Origin of the sequence: Frankia sp. CcI156 (assembly GCF_001983015.1) — a bacterium.
Lineage (GTDB): Bacteria > Actinomycetota > Actinomycetes > Frankiales > Frankiaceae > Frankia > Frankia casuarinae.
Genome location: NZ_MOMD01000065.1, coordinates 1 through 17,158, shown reverse-complemented (window position 1 = coordinate 17,158; position 17,158 = coordinate 1). Strand labels below are relative to the sequence as shown.

General features: G+C 63.5%; 15 protein-coding genes. 1 reads left to right on the top strand and 14 read right to left on the bottom strand.

Annotation, left to right across the window (positions count from 1 at the left end; translation table 11 throughout):
- The first annotated feature begins 37 nt into the window (after window positions 1–37).
- The gene (folP, locus tag CcI156_RS20130; RefSeq protein WP_076807552.1) at window positions 38–850 is read left to right on the top strand and encodes a dihydropteroate synthase; all 813 of its coding nucleotides are present in this window, start codon (window positions 38–40) and stop codon (window positions 848–850) included.
- A 15-nt stretch (window positions 851–865) separates the two neighbouring features.
- Here the strand turns inward: folP and CcI156_RS20125 are convergent, their stop codons facing one another.
- The 14 genes from CcI156_RS20125 to CcI156_RS20060 all read right to left on the bottom strand — a co-directional run.
- Entirely contained in the window at window positions 866–1,471 is a 606-nt protein-coding gene (locus CcI156_RS20125) for a TIGR00730 family Rossman fold protein (protein ID WP_076807538.1), read from the bottom strand.
- Window positions 1,468–2,244, bottom strand: a complete 777-nt coding sequence (locus tag CcI156_RS20120; protein WP_011438215.1) for a TIGR00730 family Rossman fold protein — start codon at window positions 2,242–2,244, stop codon at window positions 1,468–1,470. Before CcI156_RS20120 ends, CcI156_RS20125 begins: the two co-directional genes overlap by 4 nt.
- Window positions 2,245–2,529: 285 nt before the next feature.
- Window positions 2,530–3,177 (bottom strand): serine O-acetyltransferase, encoded by a 648-nt coding sequence (locus tag CcI156_RS20115; RefSeq protein WP_076807536.1) that lies wholly within the window; start codon window positions 3,175–3,177, stop codon window positions 2,530–2,532.
- 150 nt (window positions 3,178–3,327) lie between these two features.
- On the bottom strand, window positions 3,328–4,080 hold the full coding sequence (locus CcI156_RS20110; protein ID WP_023841754.1) for a glycoside hydrolase family 16 protein: 753 nt from the start codon (window positions 4,078–4,080) through the stop codon (window positions 3,328–3,330).
- Between the two features lie 765 nt (window positions 4,081–4,845).
- Entirely contained in the window at window positions 4,846–5,703 is an 858-nt protein-coding gene (locus CcI156_RS20105; protein ID WP_076807534.1) for an NAD(P)-dependent oxidoreductase, read from the bottom strand.
- On the bottom strand, window positions 5,700–7,295 hold the full coding sequence (locus tag CcI156_RS20100; RefSeq protein WP_023841753.1) for a hypothetical protein: 1,596 nt from the start codon (window positions 7,293–7,295) through the stop codon (window positions 5,700–5,702). Before CcI156_RS20100 ends, CcI156_RS20105 begins: the two co-directional genes overlap by 4 nt.
- Window positions 7,296–7,352: 57 nt before the next feature.
- The gene (locus tag CcI156_RS20095) at window positions 7,353–8,327 is read right to left on the bottom strand and encodes a glycosyltransferase family 2 protein (protein ID WP_023841752.1); all 975 of its coding nucleotides are present in this window, start codon (window positions 8,325–8,327) and stop codon (window positions 7,353–7,355) included.
- 116 nt (window positions 8,328–8,443) lie between these two features.
- A complete protein-coding gene (locus CcI156_RS20090) occupies window positions 8,444–9,763 on the bottom strand; it encodes a lipopolysaccharide biosynthesis protein (protein ID WP_254847529.1) in 1,320 nt (439 codons plus the stop codon).
- Between the two features lie 64 nt (window positions 9,764–9,827).
- A complete protein-coding gene (locus CcI156_RS20085; protein ID WP_254847528.1) occupies window positions 9,828–10,928 on the bottom strand; it encodes a glycosyltransferase family 4 protein in 1,101 nt (366 codons plus the stop codon).
- Between the two features lie 98 nt (window positions 10,929–11,026).
- The gene (locus tag CcI156_RS20080) at window positions 11,027–11,671 is read right to left on the bottom strand and encodes a hypothetical protein (protein WP_076807528.1); all 645 of its coding nucleotides are present in this window, start codon (window positions 11,669–11,671) and stop codon (window positions 11,027–11,029) included.
- Window positions 11,668–13,452 (bottom strand): glycosyltransferase, encoded by a 1,785-nt coding sequence (locus CcI156_RS20075; protein ID WP_254847527.1) that lies wholly within the window; start codon window positions 13,450–13,452, stop codon window positions 11,668–11,670. The genes CcI156_RS20080 and CcI156_RS20075 overlap by 4 nt, the downstream gene beginning before the upstream one ends.
- 271 nt (window positions 13,453–13,723) lie before the next feature.
- The gene (locus CcI156_RS20070; protein ID WP_076807526.1) at window positions 13,724–14,941 is read right to left on the bottom strand and encodes a glycosyltransferase family 4 protein; all 1,218 of its coding nucleotides are present in this window, start codon (window positions 14,939–14,941) and stop codon (window positions 13,724–13,726) included.
- A gap of 208 nt (window positions 14,942–15,149) precedes the next feature.
- A complete protein-coding gene (locus tag CcI156_RS20065) occupies window positions 15,150–15,965 on the bottom strand; it encodes a glycosyltransferase family 2 protein (RefSeq protein ID WP_076807524.1) in 816 nt (271 codons plus the stop codon).
- A 995-nt stretch (window positions 15,966–16,960) separates the two neighbouring features.
- The coding region (locus CcI156_RS20060; protein ID WP_139140115.1) for a sugar transferase at window positions 16,961–17,158 on the bottom strand (198 nt) is incomplete at its 5' end.

Here is a 17,158-nt window from a genome sequence, read left to right as displayed (position 1 = left end):
GGGTCCGCGGACCTTCGAGCCGACCGAGCTGATCGTGATGGCGATCGTCAACCGCACCCCGGACTCCTTCTTCGACCGCGGGGCGACATACGGTGCGGCCGAGGCCTTGGCTGCGGTCGACCGTGCGGTCGACGAGGGGGCGGGGATCATCGACATCGGCGGGGTGAAGGCCGCGCCCGGCGGCGAGGTGAGTGCGGCCGAGGAGCTGCGCCGTGTGGGTGGCTTCGTCGCCGAGGTCCGGGCCCGCCATCCCCGGCTGGTCATCAGCGTCGACACCTGGCGCGCGCAGGTCGGACGGGTCGTCGCGGGTGAGGGCGCCGACCTGCTCAACGATGCCTGGGGCGGGGTGGACCCGGCGCTCGCCGAGGTCGCGGCCGAGTTCGGCGTCGGTCTGGTCTGCACCCACGCCGGCCATCTGCCGCCGCGCACCCGGCCGCACCGGATGGTCTACGACGATGTGGTCGCCGACATCGTCGCCACCACGGTGGGGCTCGCCGAGCGGGCGGTGTCGCTCGGGGTCCGGCCGGATGCGATCCTCGTCGATCCGGGGCACGACTTCGGCAAGAACAGCCGCCACTCCCTTGAGGCCACCCGCCGGCTGCCGGAACTGGTTGCTACCGGGTGGCCGGTGCTCGTCGCGCTGTCGAACAAGGACTTCGTCGGGGAGACCCTGGACACCGGCATCGACGAACGCCTGGAGGGCACGCTGGCCGCGACCGCGGTCAGCGCCTGGCTCGGGGCCCGGGTCTTCCGGGCGCACCAGGTGGCGGCGACGCGGCGGACGCTGCGGATGGTCGCGGCGATCCGGGGCGACGTCGACCTCGCCGTCRCTCGCCGCGGCCTCGCCTGAGGAACAGGAACGGGCTCAGTCGCCTTCGACGATCTCCCGCGGGGTCGGGGTCGGGGGCGGAGGGGAGGTGAYGGTCGCCGCTGTCACGCCCGCCTCCAGGAAGTCCACCGCCTCGCCGATGCCGGTCGCCCAGCGGAGGGTGTCCCGGGCGCGCGGGCGGACGAACCCGCGGTCGACCATCTCGTCGACGAGGATCCGCAGGTGGGCGAAGACCCCGTCGGGGTCGAGGAGCACCACGGGCTTGGTGTGCATGCGCAGGACCCCGGCGACCCAGACCTCGAGCAGCTCCTCGAGGGTGCCCAGGCCCCCGGGCAGCGCCAGGAAGGCATCCGAGCGCGCGTCCATGAGCGCCTTACGCTCCCGCATGGTCTCCGTGACGATGATCTCGTCCGCGTCCAGGTCGCTGACCTCCATCGCGACCAGCGCCCGCGGGATCACGCCGACCGTGTAACCTCCGCTGGCCCGCACCGCCCGGGCGATCGCCCCCATGCACGACACCGAGCCTCCGCCGGAAACCAGGGTGTGGCCGCGCCGGGCGAGCTCGGTGCCGGTCTGGGCCGCCAGCAGGACGTACGAGGGGTCGATCAGCTCGGAGGACGCGCAGTACACGCAGACGTTCACGGAATATCCATACCTGCGGGCCGGGTGTGMCCGGCGGTTCCCTCCAGGATGATGCGCACGGCCTCGTGGATGTCGTCGGTGATCGAGAGGATCTGCAGGTCCCGCTCCTGGACCAGGCCGGCGGGCAGCAGGGTCGTCCGCATCCAGTCGACGAGTCCCGACCAGTACTCGGAGCCGATCAGCACCACCGGGAACCGGGTGACCTTGCCGGTCTGGACCAGGGTCAGCGCCTCGAACAGCTCGTCGAGCGTGCCGAACCCACCAGGGAGGATCACGAACGCTTCGGCGTACTTCACAAACATCGTCTTGCGGACGAAGAAGTAGCGGAAACTGACACCGAGGTCGACCCAGTCGTTGAGCCGCTGCTCGTAGGGAAGCTCGATGCCGAGGCCCACCGACAGGCCGCCRGCCTCCTGGGCCCCACGGTTCACCGCCTCCATCGCGCCCGGCCCCCCGCCGGTGATCACCGCGAAGCCGGCCTCGGCGAGCGCGGCGCCGAGCAGCCGGCCCTGCCCGTAGAACGGGCTGTCCGGGGGAATCCGGGCCGAGCCGAAGACGGTCACCGCCCGTGGCAGTTCGGCGAGCAGGCCGAAACCCTCGACGAACTCGCTCTGGATCCGCATGACCCGCCACGGGTCGGAATGGACGAACCCCGAGGGGCTGCGGGTGTCGAGCAGGCGCTGATCCGTGGTGGAGTGCTCCACCTGGCCACGCCGGGCAATGACTGGCCCACGGAACTGCTCCGGCGGCGGGATGCGGCGCTCGCGCCCCATCGCGATCCCCGTGTCGCTACCGGTCCCGGTCCCACCGCCTGCGGGAGCTCCCGGACGGGCCGAGGTTCCCGGATCGGCAGCGGGACCAGAAGCCCCAGAAGCCGTGGGACGTCCCACGGGCGGGTCGTCAGAAGAAGGCACGGCGCCCTCCTCCTCAGCAAGCGGCGGGGAGGGCGGCTCCGGGCTCAAGGACGGCGTCACCACGGCACCATAGGCCACGGCCCGACAGACACATCACGATGCCCGCACGGTAGTAGGACGACGGTGGACGAGGTCAGGGCGAGGCTATGGCGAGCTGACCAGGCCGAGCGACGCCCTTCTGGCCTCGTCCCGCACCATCCCGAAGTACTCGACATACTCGAAGGCGCCCCGGCTCGAGACCACGCGGGCAGGAGCACCCACCGCGACYGATCGAGCAGCAAGCGATCGGGTTACCACGGCATTGGCGCCCACCAAGGCGTCGTCTCCCACCTCAAGACGACCCAGGATCCTCGCTCCAGTCCCGATACTCACCCGATCGCCGATTGTCGGGCGACCGAACTTCTCGCCAGTACCACTCTTTCCTATCGTCACATCGTGTCCTACGTTGCAGTTCTCACCAATTTCACAGGCACCAATGATCACACCCCCAAAATGGGCGATAAAAAATCCCGGACCTATCCTGGCGGCGGGGGAGATCCAGATACCCGTCACGATCTGCGAAACCCGAGACAGAACGCGGTAGACAACCGTGCCCAAGAGCCGCCCTGCCGCCCCGGCTACGCCTTTCTGCGGAYTTGCGACGAACGCACCGAACCGGTAGACGAGGATCGCCTGGAGGCCGGGGTTGTTCAGAACAGCAGCGATGCGACTGGCCMCGATCGAGCGGGGTCGACGGCCATCGTTGTCGTAGTAGACAAATCGGTCAATGTCCCGAAGAACAACATTCTTCAACGAACACTCCCCTGGCAAAAAATGGATGAGAAATGGTCGTCCACTGCCGGTAGATCGTTGATTTCAGCCGGCGGGTATAAGCCACTTCGCAGGGCACTGCCACAGTATCGTCGGGGCGCCAGCCGAAAAAATCTTGGAAGTCCGGCCTTTCTAAGGTCTGCCTGAATAGACACGCACATAGTCTACGAACAGCGTCTGCGGGAACGCGGAGGCCGGCGGAAGCGGGGGGCTCAGCTTCGCGCTGACGGCGACATCCATGATTATATAGAAGTCTTTGTTCCACAGCCAAACCGGCGTGTCCTTCGGCTCGAGATGGCGGATGAGAAGGCCGTCGAAATAGAAGTCGAGCCTGTTCGGCCCCCAGTCAAGAGCATAGTTATGATAGCGATCCGCAAGCGTGCCACCTGGGTAGACATAGTTCTTTCCCCGCCCCCACCAGCCGGCCTCCCAACGATTTCCAGAGCCATCCACTCCAACAATGTTGGTATGGACCGTGGCCGGCTCGTTTGCCGTCGCCTCGACGACATCGATCTCGCCGGAGCGAGGCCAGTCATAAATTCCGTTCGGCCCTAGGAGCCAGAGAGCAGGCAACGTCCCGGTACCGATCGGCAGCCGGGCCCGGAACTCGAAGTACCCATATCTCCAGGAGGCCTTACCGCGGGTCTCCACCCGGCCCGACGAGAAGTGAGTATCCCCACAGGTTTTTACGGGAGATTTCTCCGCAATCGCCGTCAGCTTGAGATGGCCCTTGCCGTCCAGGCCGACGTTACGGGGATCGGCCGTATAACAGGAGACGTCCGTCGGCCCCCATTTCCCCCCTTGCGTGATCAACCACCTGGCGGGATCAACCGAGGCGTTCGCCGGACCGTCAAATTCATCGGACCACAGCAGTCGCGGCTCCATCCCGTCATCCTCTCGCGGAGTCCGCGGACCATTCGGCGGAGAAACCTCTCCGGAGGATCGGGGACTAGAACCTGCCGAGGCGCCGGTCGCCGACGGTGGGCCGGATGGTAGCGCGGAGGAGGTCACCATGCCGCCAACGCCCGGACCAGCCACCGAAGGTCGAGGCGTGGCCTGCGGCGAACCAGATTCCCGTTTCGAGGTTCCACATCCCACGACCAGGCAGACGAGAAGAAGAGCGACCAGTCCTCCGCGTCGACTCCGTCTCCAACGCCTCACCCGAGGTTTCATCCACCACGCCCCACATCTTCCGCCGGCATGACCAGTTGACTCGACGGTAAGCCATCTCACTTTCCGCAGAAACTACCATCCGTCAGAGGAGGTGAGCAAATGGGGATCCCGCCGTCCTGGCGCAGGCATCATCCCACCACAAACCCGTAGGACACCCACAGCGACAACAAGAGAGCCATCGGTCGAGGAACGCCGCGGTCACCGGTCGATCGAAGCCTCGATTCGTGCATGCTACCGGGCTGATCATTAACCKTTACGGCTGCAGGGTGGTGACAGCGCCCTGGCCATACCAAGTGGGCAAGGAGCCTAGACGCCATTAGGCCGGCCGTTCCGCCTGCGGCGAATGGGTATCGCCGCAGCGTGGTTCGACGGAAGGTGACAGGCGATTCACAGCATGTGCTGAYCGACTGGCGGGCGCGCGTCGCCACTCCGGGCCTCTGGCGTCAATACGAATCCGGCACGCCCTCCAGGTCCCACTCAGCGCGGGAACGGACGCAACGATACACCGAGTTCCTTGACACGCTCATAGTTCACCACCTGTGGGGCGGGGCGGACAAGACCGAGTATCGAATCCGAACGTACCGGCAGTGGTATCCGCATCGCCTCCAAGGCCACGAGAGAACCGTACAGCGCCTTCCACGGGACGGGGAGGAATCGTGGCGAACGACCCGCCTCGCCCGCAAACTTCGCAACGATGTGCMGGAAGGACACCGGCTCTGGATGCGCGACACCAAGCGGCACCGAAATTTGACTATCCTTGACCAGGATCGCAGCCACCACAGCAGCCAGATCTTCCTCCTCCACAGTGAACTGGTAGGGGTTCCCACTCGGAGCCGGACTCACCGGAAGGCGGGACAACCGGGTGAGCGTGGCGGCCATCCCCCCCGCCCTCCTTCCGTAGACCAGGCCCGGCCGCACTACCGAGGCGCMGAAGGCGAGGGCGTCGCGTTCGATGGCGAGTTTCGCCGTCCCATATAGTTGCGCCGTCCCCTCATAAGCCGACATCGACGAGATGACGACGACCTTCGGGACGAAATTCTGYGCCGTTTCCAGAAGAGCTCGAGTCGGGTGGATGTTTGCCGCCTGAATATCCGGCCAKCGCCGGGCTCTCATGTCGTAGGCACAATGCACAAGCGCATCCAGACCATCGAGAAGGCCGGGGGCGAGAGCTCGCCTGGAGTCATAGAAGCGCCATTCTTCCGTCAGGTCGGCTGGCGGCCGTCGAACCAGTTGCACGGTCGTCCAGCCATCCTTGCGTAGCGCGTCCTGGATCACGCCGCCCACATAACCCTGGGCACCGGTGATCCCCACGGTGCGCGTACCCGTATTCGTCACAACCCTCGCACCTCTGATCCTATTCGGTGTGCATTTGCCATGATCGTAAAAGTGAATGTCGTCGCCGCCACCGAAGGGAACACCGATGCGTCAACCAGGTGAATACGCCGCCACCCCCCTACCCGGCCAAGCATGTCACTTGTATGCCGGGTTCCCGAAACCCCGGAGGAATGCGGGAAGCTCCCACCCCAGTGGTAGCTCTTACCCGGCGCCGAACAGGAAACCATCGGCACCACCGGCCACAGATCGAGGAACGGGGCGGCGGTGACGAGCCGTCGCACCACCTTCCGGAGCAGCCCATTTCCGAGGACGCCGTCACGGGTACCGCTCAGGTGAATTTCCGGGAGATCCGCTTCACCAGCAGACGGGACAGCCTGAACCCGTAGCCGCGGAGAGGCCCACGACGGGAGATAACCCAGACCGACCGTAAGCCGCCGAAGAACCTCGTCACCAAGTACGGAGCCCCAACCGGACTGCAGGACCCGCGGAAGCGCCTCRGTGATCGCGGGATTATAGGGATAAAAGTGGATCTGTGATACATCGAGACCGACGTCATCCAGCACAACAATCATATTGAACTGGTTGAGAGTCATCTCCCCGTCCGCACGCGGATCAGGTGTCCGGCGCCGCGACAGCATGGGAACCGTGAACTGCGCAGATTCGGCGAGCTCGATCCGCTCATCGAACCAACGCAACGAGTTCAGAGCAATCCTCGTGCTGCCCAGGGCGCCCGCGGCGAGAAAGATCCGATCTCCTTCTAGCTCCTGGGTCTGGCCACTCACGGTCTCCCGGGCGAACAGACGGGCCCCGGACTCGGACTCCTCAACCCGGAATACCAGGAGTCCCGGCAGGTACTTGACCCGACCTTCGCTGATCAACTGGTCGAATGTCTGTGCGGAGGAATAGATCAGCCGGTAAGGACAGCCTGTCATACAGAGACCGCAGCGGACACACTCGCCACCCCGGAGGGCCAGGCGAGCCTTTCCGACGGTGATGCCGTCGCGGCGCAGCCGCTCCCGATGCCTACCGTAGTCACCAATAACCTGGCGGGTCCGCGGTGCCAGGGTCGGCAGCGGTCGTGGCTCCCGGAACAATGGAAACAACTCGGCCAGATCGTCGATCGCGCCGGACATCGGGACATGGTCAAGGATTCGGCGGTAATGCGGCTCCAACTCCTGGAGGGTGAAGGGCCAATGGCCGAAAGTCGCCTTGCTGAAGGGCATCAACTGCGAGCCCCACACATTACTGAAACCGCCGTACGCGCTGGAGACTACGGCCCGGTTCGCACCCACCATCGCACTCACCCCGCGGAGCTGCCCCTCGTCCCGGAAGGGGAAGTCGGATCCGTAGACCCGCTTCTCCGGAAGGGCCCGGCGCGAGGTGGGCACCGGCTGACGACTGATGATCTCAACCTGGTCGGAACGCCACTCGTCCGACTCTGAGCGACCGAGCTCGTCGACGATGTTGGCAGCTTCGGCCTCGAGCCGCGTCCCGATGTCCACGACCAGGATTTCCTGGGTCGGGTCCTCGGCCAGTGCCAGAGCCGCTCCCGCGGCAGCGGGACCCGATCCCACGATTATCGTCCGGGACATGTCACTTCCTTTTCCTGGCTACCGGATCGACCACAGCGGCGTACGTTCCCGGGAGAATCACCGACCGGCGCGGTACTGGTGAAAAGTGCCCACGAGGTATCCGCTGCCGGCCGCCGCGACCCCGGCCAGCATGGTGGCCGATCGCAACGCCCCGGAGAGTTCACCCGCACGGACCGCCCGGAGTTCCCGTGCCAGGCCACCACTCAACGTCTGCGCGACGAAACGCCGCTCGGCCGCCATGCTGGCCGCGCTTCCCATGCCTCGGAATGCGGCGACCTTGCCCTTGTTCACCGTGTAACAACGCTTCCAGAAGTACCGCCAGGTCAGCCTCTCCTTCGGCACGTGATGGTGGACCACTGCCGCCGGCTGATACATCACCTTCAGATGAGGCCAGCGGTCTGCCAGCCGATGGCACATATCCATGTCGTCATGGTTGTCGGAGTGGAATCCGTTGATCTCAGCCAGGGCGGAACGACGGACCGACATGGCGGCGCCGATCAGGCGTCGGGTCGGTGCGAGAGTCTTGGGCAGGCCCTCATAACTGCATCCAAAGACCCAGTCGAACTCGCCGGGAAACCAGCGAGGGCGAGGAACGGCGAAGTCCGGAAGCGGCGCGCCGCCGACCGCGACCACGTCGCGACGGCCGAAGACCGCTACGATCTCCGCCAGCCAGGAAGGGTCAGCGCGAGCATCATCATCGAGGAAGGCCAATATCTCACCCGCAGCGATTTCGGCTGCGGTGTTGCGAGCTGATCCCAGCCGTCCCGGATAGCGGTTCTCCACGACCACTACCCGGACATCCGCGTCTCGATCAGAGAATCTCTTGGCGGCCATCTGGAAAAGCTCTTCATTGTGGTCGATGCAGAGAATTATCTCTATCGGACGGTACTTCTGTGCGAGCAGGGAGTCGATCGCTCTGTTCAGCAGTTCCCATCTTTCGAGTGTGTATGCGCATACAATCGCACTCACCGTCGGTTCYGTCGTCGAATGCAAAACGCTTACCTTCCCCCTGATATCCCGGCATTCGTCCATGGGTCTCGCTCGTCGAATCTCCGGCGCCGAGTACAGGTCGTCAGTCGCTGTTCCGTCACCTCACGACCACCCCAAGACGCTTCTGGTCACCGCTCTGTTTCGGKTGCCATGCCAATTCATCCGGGTACCCGCTMGATGGCCACCGATGACGAACCAGACGTCTGCGGCCGGTCACGCCACACGTTCAGGAGGACCGGCGCTACGACGACCGCCTCGATGAAGACGGCGGTGACCCAGCCGACGCATAGACCCGTCGTCCCAAACATGCGGCCCCCCCCGAAGGCCAACGCGATCTCAAGAACCGTTCCGCAGGCAATCACCCTGGCCGCCGCGGCCATGCGGCCCTGTACTCGACGAAGAGTCACATAGTGATCCTTGACGACCAACGATATCGTGGCAAGGATGAGAATCCGGAAGGCGGCGACGGACCTACCATCGGTGTAGGCTTCTCCGAACGGCAGCAGAATCAGACTCGTGACGGATGCCGCGAGTGCGCAGAGCGTCACGCTGATCAGGAGCCCGAGCGGGATTGTCAGGCGCATCTTGGCACGCGCCTCCTCTTCGGCGCGGCCCGTGTGCGCAAGCAGGGCCGTCGGCAGTGCATAAGGAACAACGAAGAGAAAGGAAGCGGCCAGCCGAGCGGTCGAGAATCGAGCGGTGTCCGCCGGTGTCGTCGTCAGGGCGGCGATTACAGGAAGAATCAGAGTCGGCACGGTYAGCGCGAGGCTCAGCACGTAATTGCCGGCTATCTCACCCTTGATCGCCTTCAGCTCGGCGATCCCGGTCTGCCGTTCCGCTCGTCTGGAGTTTCGATAGGGTGGTCGCCTGAAGTACTTGTAGCAAACCGGGAGGGAGACGACCGACGCAATAAGCCAGGTGGCGTAGAGGTCCATGCCGGTGCGCAGGCCCACGATGACAAAGGCAACGAGCAGACCTGCTCTGACGATTGCGGCGAGCAGATTCCGAACAAGCTGGATCGCCCCACTCGCCGCCCGGAGGATCGCGTAGTCGAGAGTGGTGGTCACCGTAAATGCGGCCACTCCCAGACTGAAGGCAGCTATACTGCCTGGACTGCTACCGATYGGCTGCAGAGTGGTCGAGAGCCAGCGGGTACAGAACGCCCACAACAGGCCGAGTAGCAGCCCGGCCACCGTGACCAGCGCCATGCAGGCGCGGACCAGAGTCAGGCGGCGGTCCTCCGGCAGGTCGGGAAGATGCACCATGAGAAGCGTCCCGAGCCCCAGCATTCCGATCGTGCCGAGGACCGTCATCGAGGACACCGCCGCCGCGCCCACCCCAACGGCGTCGATGGAGAGCGTTCTCGCCGCGACCGACCAGAACACAGCTCCAAGTAAAGACGTTCCGAGCTGGGTGCCGAGTAGGGAGCTCACGATCGTCAACAGGCGCGCGAAACCGGCACCGGAAGCCTTCTGCACGGATTCGCTCGGGACGATACCGCTCCCGGCTGGCGTCTGGCGCCTTAAGAAGATCGTCTCCTCATCAGACCGACTCACGATAAATCCTCGCCAAGGCTTCCGCGCAGCCGTCCCAGGTCGGCAGGGTGGAGATTTCGGGAGTCGGCCTCGTCTCGCTCGGTGAGTCCCCAGCGCTGGCGAGCAGGTAGATGCCCAGCGTCTTCGCCACGAGTTGTTCATCGGCCGGATCCGCAACGCTCTGCGCGAGCCCTGCCGCAGCCAGCTCTCCCAGTCCGGCAGTGGGCGCCACCACCACCGGCCTACCCAGGGCCACGGCTTCCATGACCGCGACCGGATGAGCCTCATACTCGCTAAGCAGGGCCACGACACCCGCTCTCGCGATACAGTCAGACATTGCCTGCCGGTCCTCCGGTGGGATCGAGGTGAAACTCACCCGGTCCACCACACCCAGCCGGTCAGCCAGGCGCCTCAACTCCGGCTCATCAGGGCCCCGCCCCACCAGCATCAGCCGTACGTCAGGAACTAGAGTAATCAGACTCGGCAGAGCGCGGACAAGGTGCCGCTGTCCCTTGTACTTCTCCAACCGGCCGACGCAGACGACAAGCGGCTCACTCGTATCGGGTTTGACATGGCCACTCGGTGGAACGATGGACACTCCGTTCGGGACGACCGAGATCCGGTCTGCAGCGACCCCGGCTTGGCGCATGAAGATGTGGGACTCGAACTCCGCGACGCAGATGACGCGGCGGGCGTTCCTGATCAGTGGCCCGAGCAGGCCCCACTGTACTCGGCGCGCCGTGTTCCGGACCTGCGAGGAATGACCGCCGGTATGCGGTGAGACAATATACRGAATACCCCTCAGGCGAGCCGCCGCCATCGCCACCGGCGGCACGAGATTGTGAATTCCCTGACAATGAACAAGATCATAAGAACCGAATCCGACCACTTTGGCAACGGCCGGCGCCAAATAATAGTCTTTCTCTTGCGGCCACGCCGCGACCCGGTGCACCACCGTTCCCGCGACATTCTCCCTGCTGGGAAGCTTGCCGCTGCGGTCGGTCGTCAATATCTCCACGGTAATGTCACTAGTAGCGTTGAGTCGACGACTCGTCTCGTAGACATGCGTCTCGGTACCACCCATGTCCGGGAAGAATCGTGCCGCCACCTGGAGCACCCTCAGTGCCGTCCCCATTTCCCCCTCCTCAGGTCGACCCATCCTTCCGGGACCGGCTGTCCCGGGGTTCAAGCGCACGTCACCCGCGCCTAATCCTMGATCTCAGTGGAACGGACCACGTAACTACCGACCATCAGTTGAACCGTTGCGACGCGCGGGTCCCCGACATCACGAAGATCAACATAGAGCCGGACGTCATCGTCCCCAAAAAGACGACGAGTCCATAMCGACCCGTCATCCCGTACTATCTGTAATATAAAAGACCGCTCATCCTGGTAGCCACGCACCACCTCGATTTCCACCTTGCCGTCGATACTGCGCGCGGCGATTGCTGTGACCGGTCGCCGCGCTACCGATCCCGACTGCCAGGAAAGCGCGATCGCCCCRCAGAACACAGCGACGACAATCGCCAAGAACAGCGCGCTGGACGGTTTCGGCATCGGGATCATGACCAGCCTTGCCGGTCTCCACGGTGCACCAGCCCGGAGAAGAAGTGCCACCACTACGGCAAGAAAAATGTCGTAGCCCACTGCGTGGGTGGCTAACCCCAAAGCGGAGAGAGCGAGAGAGACGAACATCAGGATGCACACGACTGCCAGCGCCGCGCAGGTATGCACATAGAAGCCGGTTAGCTGAGGCCGGCGTTGTAAAACCAGCCAGCGGATCCCCTGATACACGAAGGCGATTAGCGAAGTTCCCACGAGCCCCTCGAGCACGAGGATCAAGACTCTCATCGGCCGGCCCGGACAGCCGAGGTCGAGTCTTCCCAGAGGCCCGAGACGTCATAGATACGGACGGCTCCGTTGTCGTAGATCCGCCGCGATCCAGGCGTGATATCGAAMTTGCCGAGTTCTGCATGGGTGAGACGCGTCCCCTTCGGGGCCTCACCATTCACCACGTAGTACGTCTCATGCGGCAACCCCTCGGCCAGCCGCTGATCGATCACATAATACCGTATCTGACCTCTCCGGAGCAGATCCCGCGCCTGGGCATGGAAGGACGGCGCGAAAAGGATCTGTCCGGTGTTCCCACCTCCAGGTACACCGATCACCAAATACTGATTTCCGGTGGCAGCCAAAAGCGCCCCTAGCTCCCGGTCCGCGGCAAAGTGGGCGCCGTCGGGAAGATTCCGGGCCGCCCACTGYGCCGCGGCGTTGGCGGAGCTATCGATGGAACGGCCGTCGGCAACGAYGAGGTAGGGGCCCGGTATGCGGTTCCAATCGAGTCCAGAGCCCATCAGGGTGCCCCCCATGAAGGCTATGGTGCCGAAAAGGGCCACCACCCACCGCAGCGGCCTCCGATGGTTCTCGATATACCAGCCAATCGAGTATGCGGTGATGATCGACAACCCGATGAAGATGAAGGTCGATAGACGTACGKATATCTCCGCCGCCTTCGGGGCGATCGTGGCCACCAGGGCGATCGGATACAGGAGTTGTAGCAATCGAAGCGACCGCAGCACCGCACCCGCACGTCCGTCCGCCGCAGGTCTCCTCCGGAATGGGCCCAACGGCATGAGTGTCGCCATCCAGATAAGCAGCGAGAGCACAATGAGAACAGTTTCCCAGCGCGGGTTCCTGGTGCCACTCGAATCTGTCGAAATTTTTCTCGTCTCACCGGTCCCGCTCGCGATTCCCGTCAACTGGAAAACGGCATCGTGAAAAACTGGACCGAGATATCGGTTGAGCAGCGGACCACTGACAATCGCCCAAGACGCGACCAGGACAAGGTCCGCCACTGTGATACCCAGGAATATGGTAGCGGTGCGGCGGTCCCGTCGGGTAAACGCGGYGACCGTCACCATTCCCAATATGGCGACGAACACCCAGCTCGTGRCATGGTGCGAGAAGGTGAGAGCCAGCGCCGCGCCCGCCGCCAAGACGGTTTCAGTGCGGCCCGCCGCCTCGTTCGTAACCAGCATGAGAAGCAGAACACCGAGAGCCACGGCTAGCGTCTGATACGAGTACTGCGCGTTGAAGAAGAAGAACTGCGGGCTACAGCTGTAGATACCGACAGCAATACCCGCGGCGTGGGCGGAACGAGTCACCTGCTCGGCGAGAAGGAACAGGCCGGCGATCAGCAGACCCCGAGAGAGCACGATGACAAGAAAGGCGGAGAGCTGTGGTGGCAGACGGGTGATCTGTGCCACCGCGTTGGTGACCACCTCGAGTCCAGGGAAGCGCGGGCTGACCGGCAAGCCAGAGTTAGCCGTGAAGAGACGACCCGTTTCCCGGATGTCATGCAAGGTCCGGATATGGAGCATCTCGTCAAAGCGGACGAACTGGTGGATCTGGAGTATCAGATACGCCAGCAGGAGGCCCATGCCCAACAACAAACAATCCGTTATTCTCGCCCGCCGAGATGTTGCCGGATCCAAGAGCCCCAGACCGGCCGGAACGAAGATCAGGAGCAGGCCAATCCAGTAGAGCAGGAGGCCCGTGCCACTCTCACCCTGGCGCCCGAGTACGTAGCTACCAGAGACGGCCAGCAGTCCCACCGCGGTGGCTGCCGCCACCGGTAGCGTCTCCCTACAGTACCTCTCGGAATCAGCGCGTAAAAGTAACCCGCCACGATCGCGGTAGTGCAGATCGGTCAACAAACTCGCACTCAGCCCAGCGGATACCACTCTCCGGGTCGCCTCCGGCCCCCGGCCTCGCCCGGTGCGTGCGGTACGAAGATTCCGGGGTATGAGAGTCGTCTCCTCCTCATGGAGGCGGTAGGCCGGCATTCCGCCGACCGAGGATGAGTCGAGTTTCTCGACTGGTGAGGCCTCGTTCCTCCGACGGTCAACGAAGCGATGCACGGACGACCTCGCGATAGACCTCCTCGATACGTGGCACCACCCGACTCGCGGTGAATTCTTTCGCACGCTCCTTCGCGGCAGTGCCCATGCRCGCCCGCCTAGTACCATCCGCCAAGAGATGCTCGATCGCGTCGTGGAGAGCCACCGGGTCGGCCGGGGGAACCAGGACTCCCTCCCRACCGCCAGTGATCATATCGGCGATGCCTCCCATCGGCGTGGAGATTACTGGTGTCMCGGACGCCATAGCCTCGAGGACAACGGTCGGACAGGGATCATGCCAGGTAGATGGYAGAACAGCGAAGCTGGCGTGAGCGAAGGCACGCATGATCTCAGCATGAGCTCGCGGCTCGCTCAGAATCACCCCGGGCGGAAAATAGCTCGGTGAATCTGCCGTCCGACGGCCGACAACGAGCAGCGGCGGACGATGATCCRGAAGCCTCTCGTAAGCCCCGAGTAGTGCCCCTATCCCTTTGTCCAGGCTCAGATCACCGACGAAAACCAGGTAGCCATCGGAGACGAGCCCGTCCGGCGGTCCGCCAGGCTCCGCGCCGATGAGCTCGTCGGGGATAAAGTTCGGGACGACCTCATAGGGAATCCGCCCACTGTCCAGCCGGTTGAGCCGGGCCACGGCGTTGCTCACCGCAAGGTATCGGTCGACGGCCCTGTCGCGCCGTCGTGTGCCACCGCGGTTAGCCGCGAAGGTCAAGGGCCCCACCACCCCGGAGTAGTGGTTTCTGGTGCATCGTATGCATCGTGACAGTGCTGGGCCGGAGCACACCAGCTCCCCCATAAACATCATCCGCTTAGTGGCACAGACATGGCTGTAGTCATGCAGGGTGACGACGATCGGGACGTCGAGGTACCTGCGCAGCGGCAGCGCACTGTTCACGATCCAGTTGTGCGCATGGATAACGTCGGGCTTCACCTCACGCACGATCCTGGCGATCGCCGCTGCTACTAGCGGATCTGGCACCGGCGGCGCATAGACTCGGTCGGTCGTGTAAAGCAATGGAAGACCTGCGGTTGTCGGCCGCACTAGACGCACGTCCAAGCCATCCCGCTTCTCGGCCRCCGCCCGAGGGCCAAAAGTTATCACCGTGACGTCGTGGCGTTCAGCCAGTTGCTTTCCGAGATTGAGGACATGACGTTCCTCCCCACCGACGATCGGCGGAAAGAACTGTGCCAGCAGAATTACTTTCACGATGATCGCGGTCCGGACCCCCGAGGCGGGACTCTTGACGGTTTGGGTGAAGTCATAAGAGGCGGTCTCGGTTCATGTCGTGGTAGGACCGCCTCATGGGTAGGGGAACTATCAGGCTTCTGATACATCGAAATTTGACCATCCGCCACACCGGCGGAACCGCTCCGCACGGCCCATACTCGGGAACAATCGTCCCGGCACAGGGACATCAGGCCGTTTCTTCGAAAGCGGGTAGGGCGCTCACCGTTTCGGCACCCCGCTGGATTGGAAGCGGATCGGTCCTAGGATAGATCGCCAATTCAGCCTTCTCGCTCGACGCGGAAGACTCGACGAAAATCGTGCGCAACACCCGGAAACCATCCGAGAATGCGTTCAGGTTACTGACCCCATGCAGGCGTGGATGTTCAAAACTCGGGACCTCCGCTATGCGAAGTCCAGCCCGCACGGCCCGCATGTTGATCAACGTCTCGATCTCGAATCCGTCCCCCCACTGCTTTTGGGGTCCGGCACCGCCTGTGTCCAAGTCGAAGATGGGGACGACCCGTCGCCAAAAAGCGTTGTAACCGTAGCAGAGGTCGGTGAAGTCCGAGCCAATGAGCATGTTGACCAGGAAGTTCAGGAGACGGTTCCCGAGGCGACGGAGACGAGTGATGTCGGCGCTTCCGCCGTTGGCGACGAAACGCGAGCCCTTGGCAAAGTCAGCACCCGCTTCGAGCGCATTAACGAACGCAGGAATCTCGCTCGGGTCGGCTGAGCCGTCGGCATCGAGCATGACAATGATGTCACCACTTGCCTGGGCGAACCCACRGGCCAGAGCGTTTCCCTTGCCACGGCGATTCTGGTGTGTCACGACTATATCCGGCCGAACACGACGAGCGACTTCGACGGTTCCGTCGGTCGAGTGGCCGTCAACCAGAATTATTTCAGCATCGCCCGGTAGTCGAGCGAGAACATGTGGTAGATTTTTTGCTTCGTTGAGAGTCGGGACGATGATACTGACAGTCGGCGAAATACGGCCTCGCATAAGAGGTCCCCCCGATTTCGATATACTACTGAATTTGGAGTCTTCTCACGCTTCTCGTGCACTAGCGACAGCAAAGCCTGACGGAAATCTGCGGCAATCAGGAATGGACGGAGCAGGTCGCTAGAAGAGACTGCGAGACAGGACTCGATCAGCGTCCGCTCAGCGAAGCAAAGACTCAACTACCACCCCCGCGACGGCTTGCCACTTCTTTACGAAAAAAATTAAGCTGAGCGCCTCACTTCGCCCCCGATCTCAAAGCGTGCCTCACCTCGCCAAGAAGCGCCGTCGCGTGCGGTAAGTGTACCAGGTAACCTTCTACAGGTTACCCCTATGGGCGTCGCCAACAGAGTGTGCACTGCAACACTATACGAAGACACACCGGATCACCGCTCCAACCCCCCTAGATCGCTACTCTCTGTAGGACTCAACTCCCGTTCACCCTCCCGCCGACACCGCGGCACCAGCATTCGAGACGGCCATCGGTGTCTTCATTTTGCTGCCACGACCCTCCACCGCAAGCAAGAAGTTGATGGGGGAGACGGCCAGAGATGGGCCCACGATCTGCTTCGCAGAGCATCCTTTGATGCATCTCCGCTCGGCCAGYGAGATAGAGCCGCCGAGCCAGGTGGGTCTCAGGCCAGGCGCAACAACGCGTCGTCGATCCGGTTAGAGTCCGACACGTCTCCCCGATCGACGGTGGGTCACACAGCTCCTCGCGCGCCCGACACCAATCGTCAGATCGCCCGGCATGCTGAGCTACCGGTCGTTGACGGGTTCCGGCTGGCAGGCTGCACGAGTCCTTGCCTGGGGCAGGACGGGACAAGCCAAAGTGATCATTTTCGGCAAACATCCCGGGACCCGCGGTCCCAAATACTCCCCGAAGGCCCCGGCCAACCGTCCCGGGAGGATCCCGTTCGGGATCCTCCCGGGAGAGAACCCGGACGACACCCAAGATCGCGAATCACGTCAGAGTACTGCCACTACGTGAGGAAGGCTCAGTACGCACCCTCGCGGCGCAGGACCGCGAACACGGTGCGCCAGAGGATGTAGAAGTCGAGGGGGAGCGACCAGTTCTGCACGTACCGCAGATCCAACCGCACCGACTCGTCCCATTCGAGGTCCGACCGGCCGCTGATCTGCCACAGGCCGGTCAGCCCCGGCTTCACCATCAGCCGGCGGTGCACGTCGTCCTC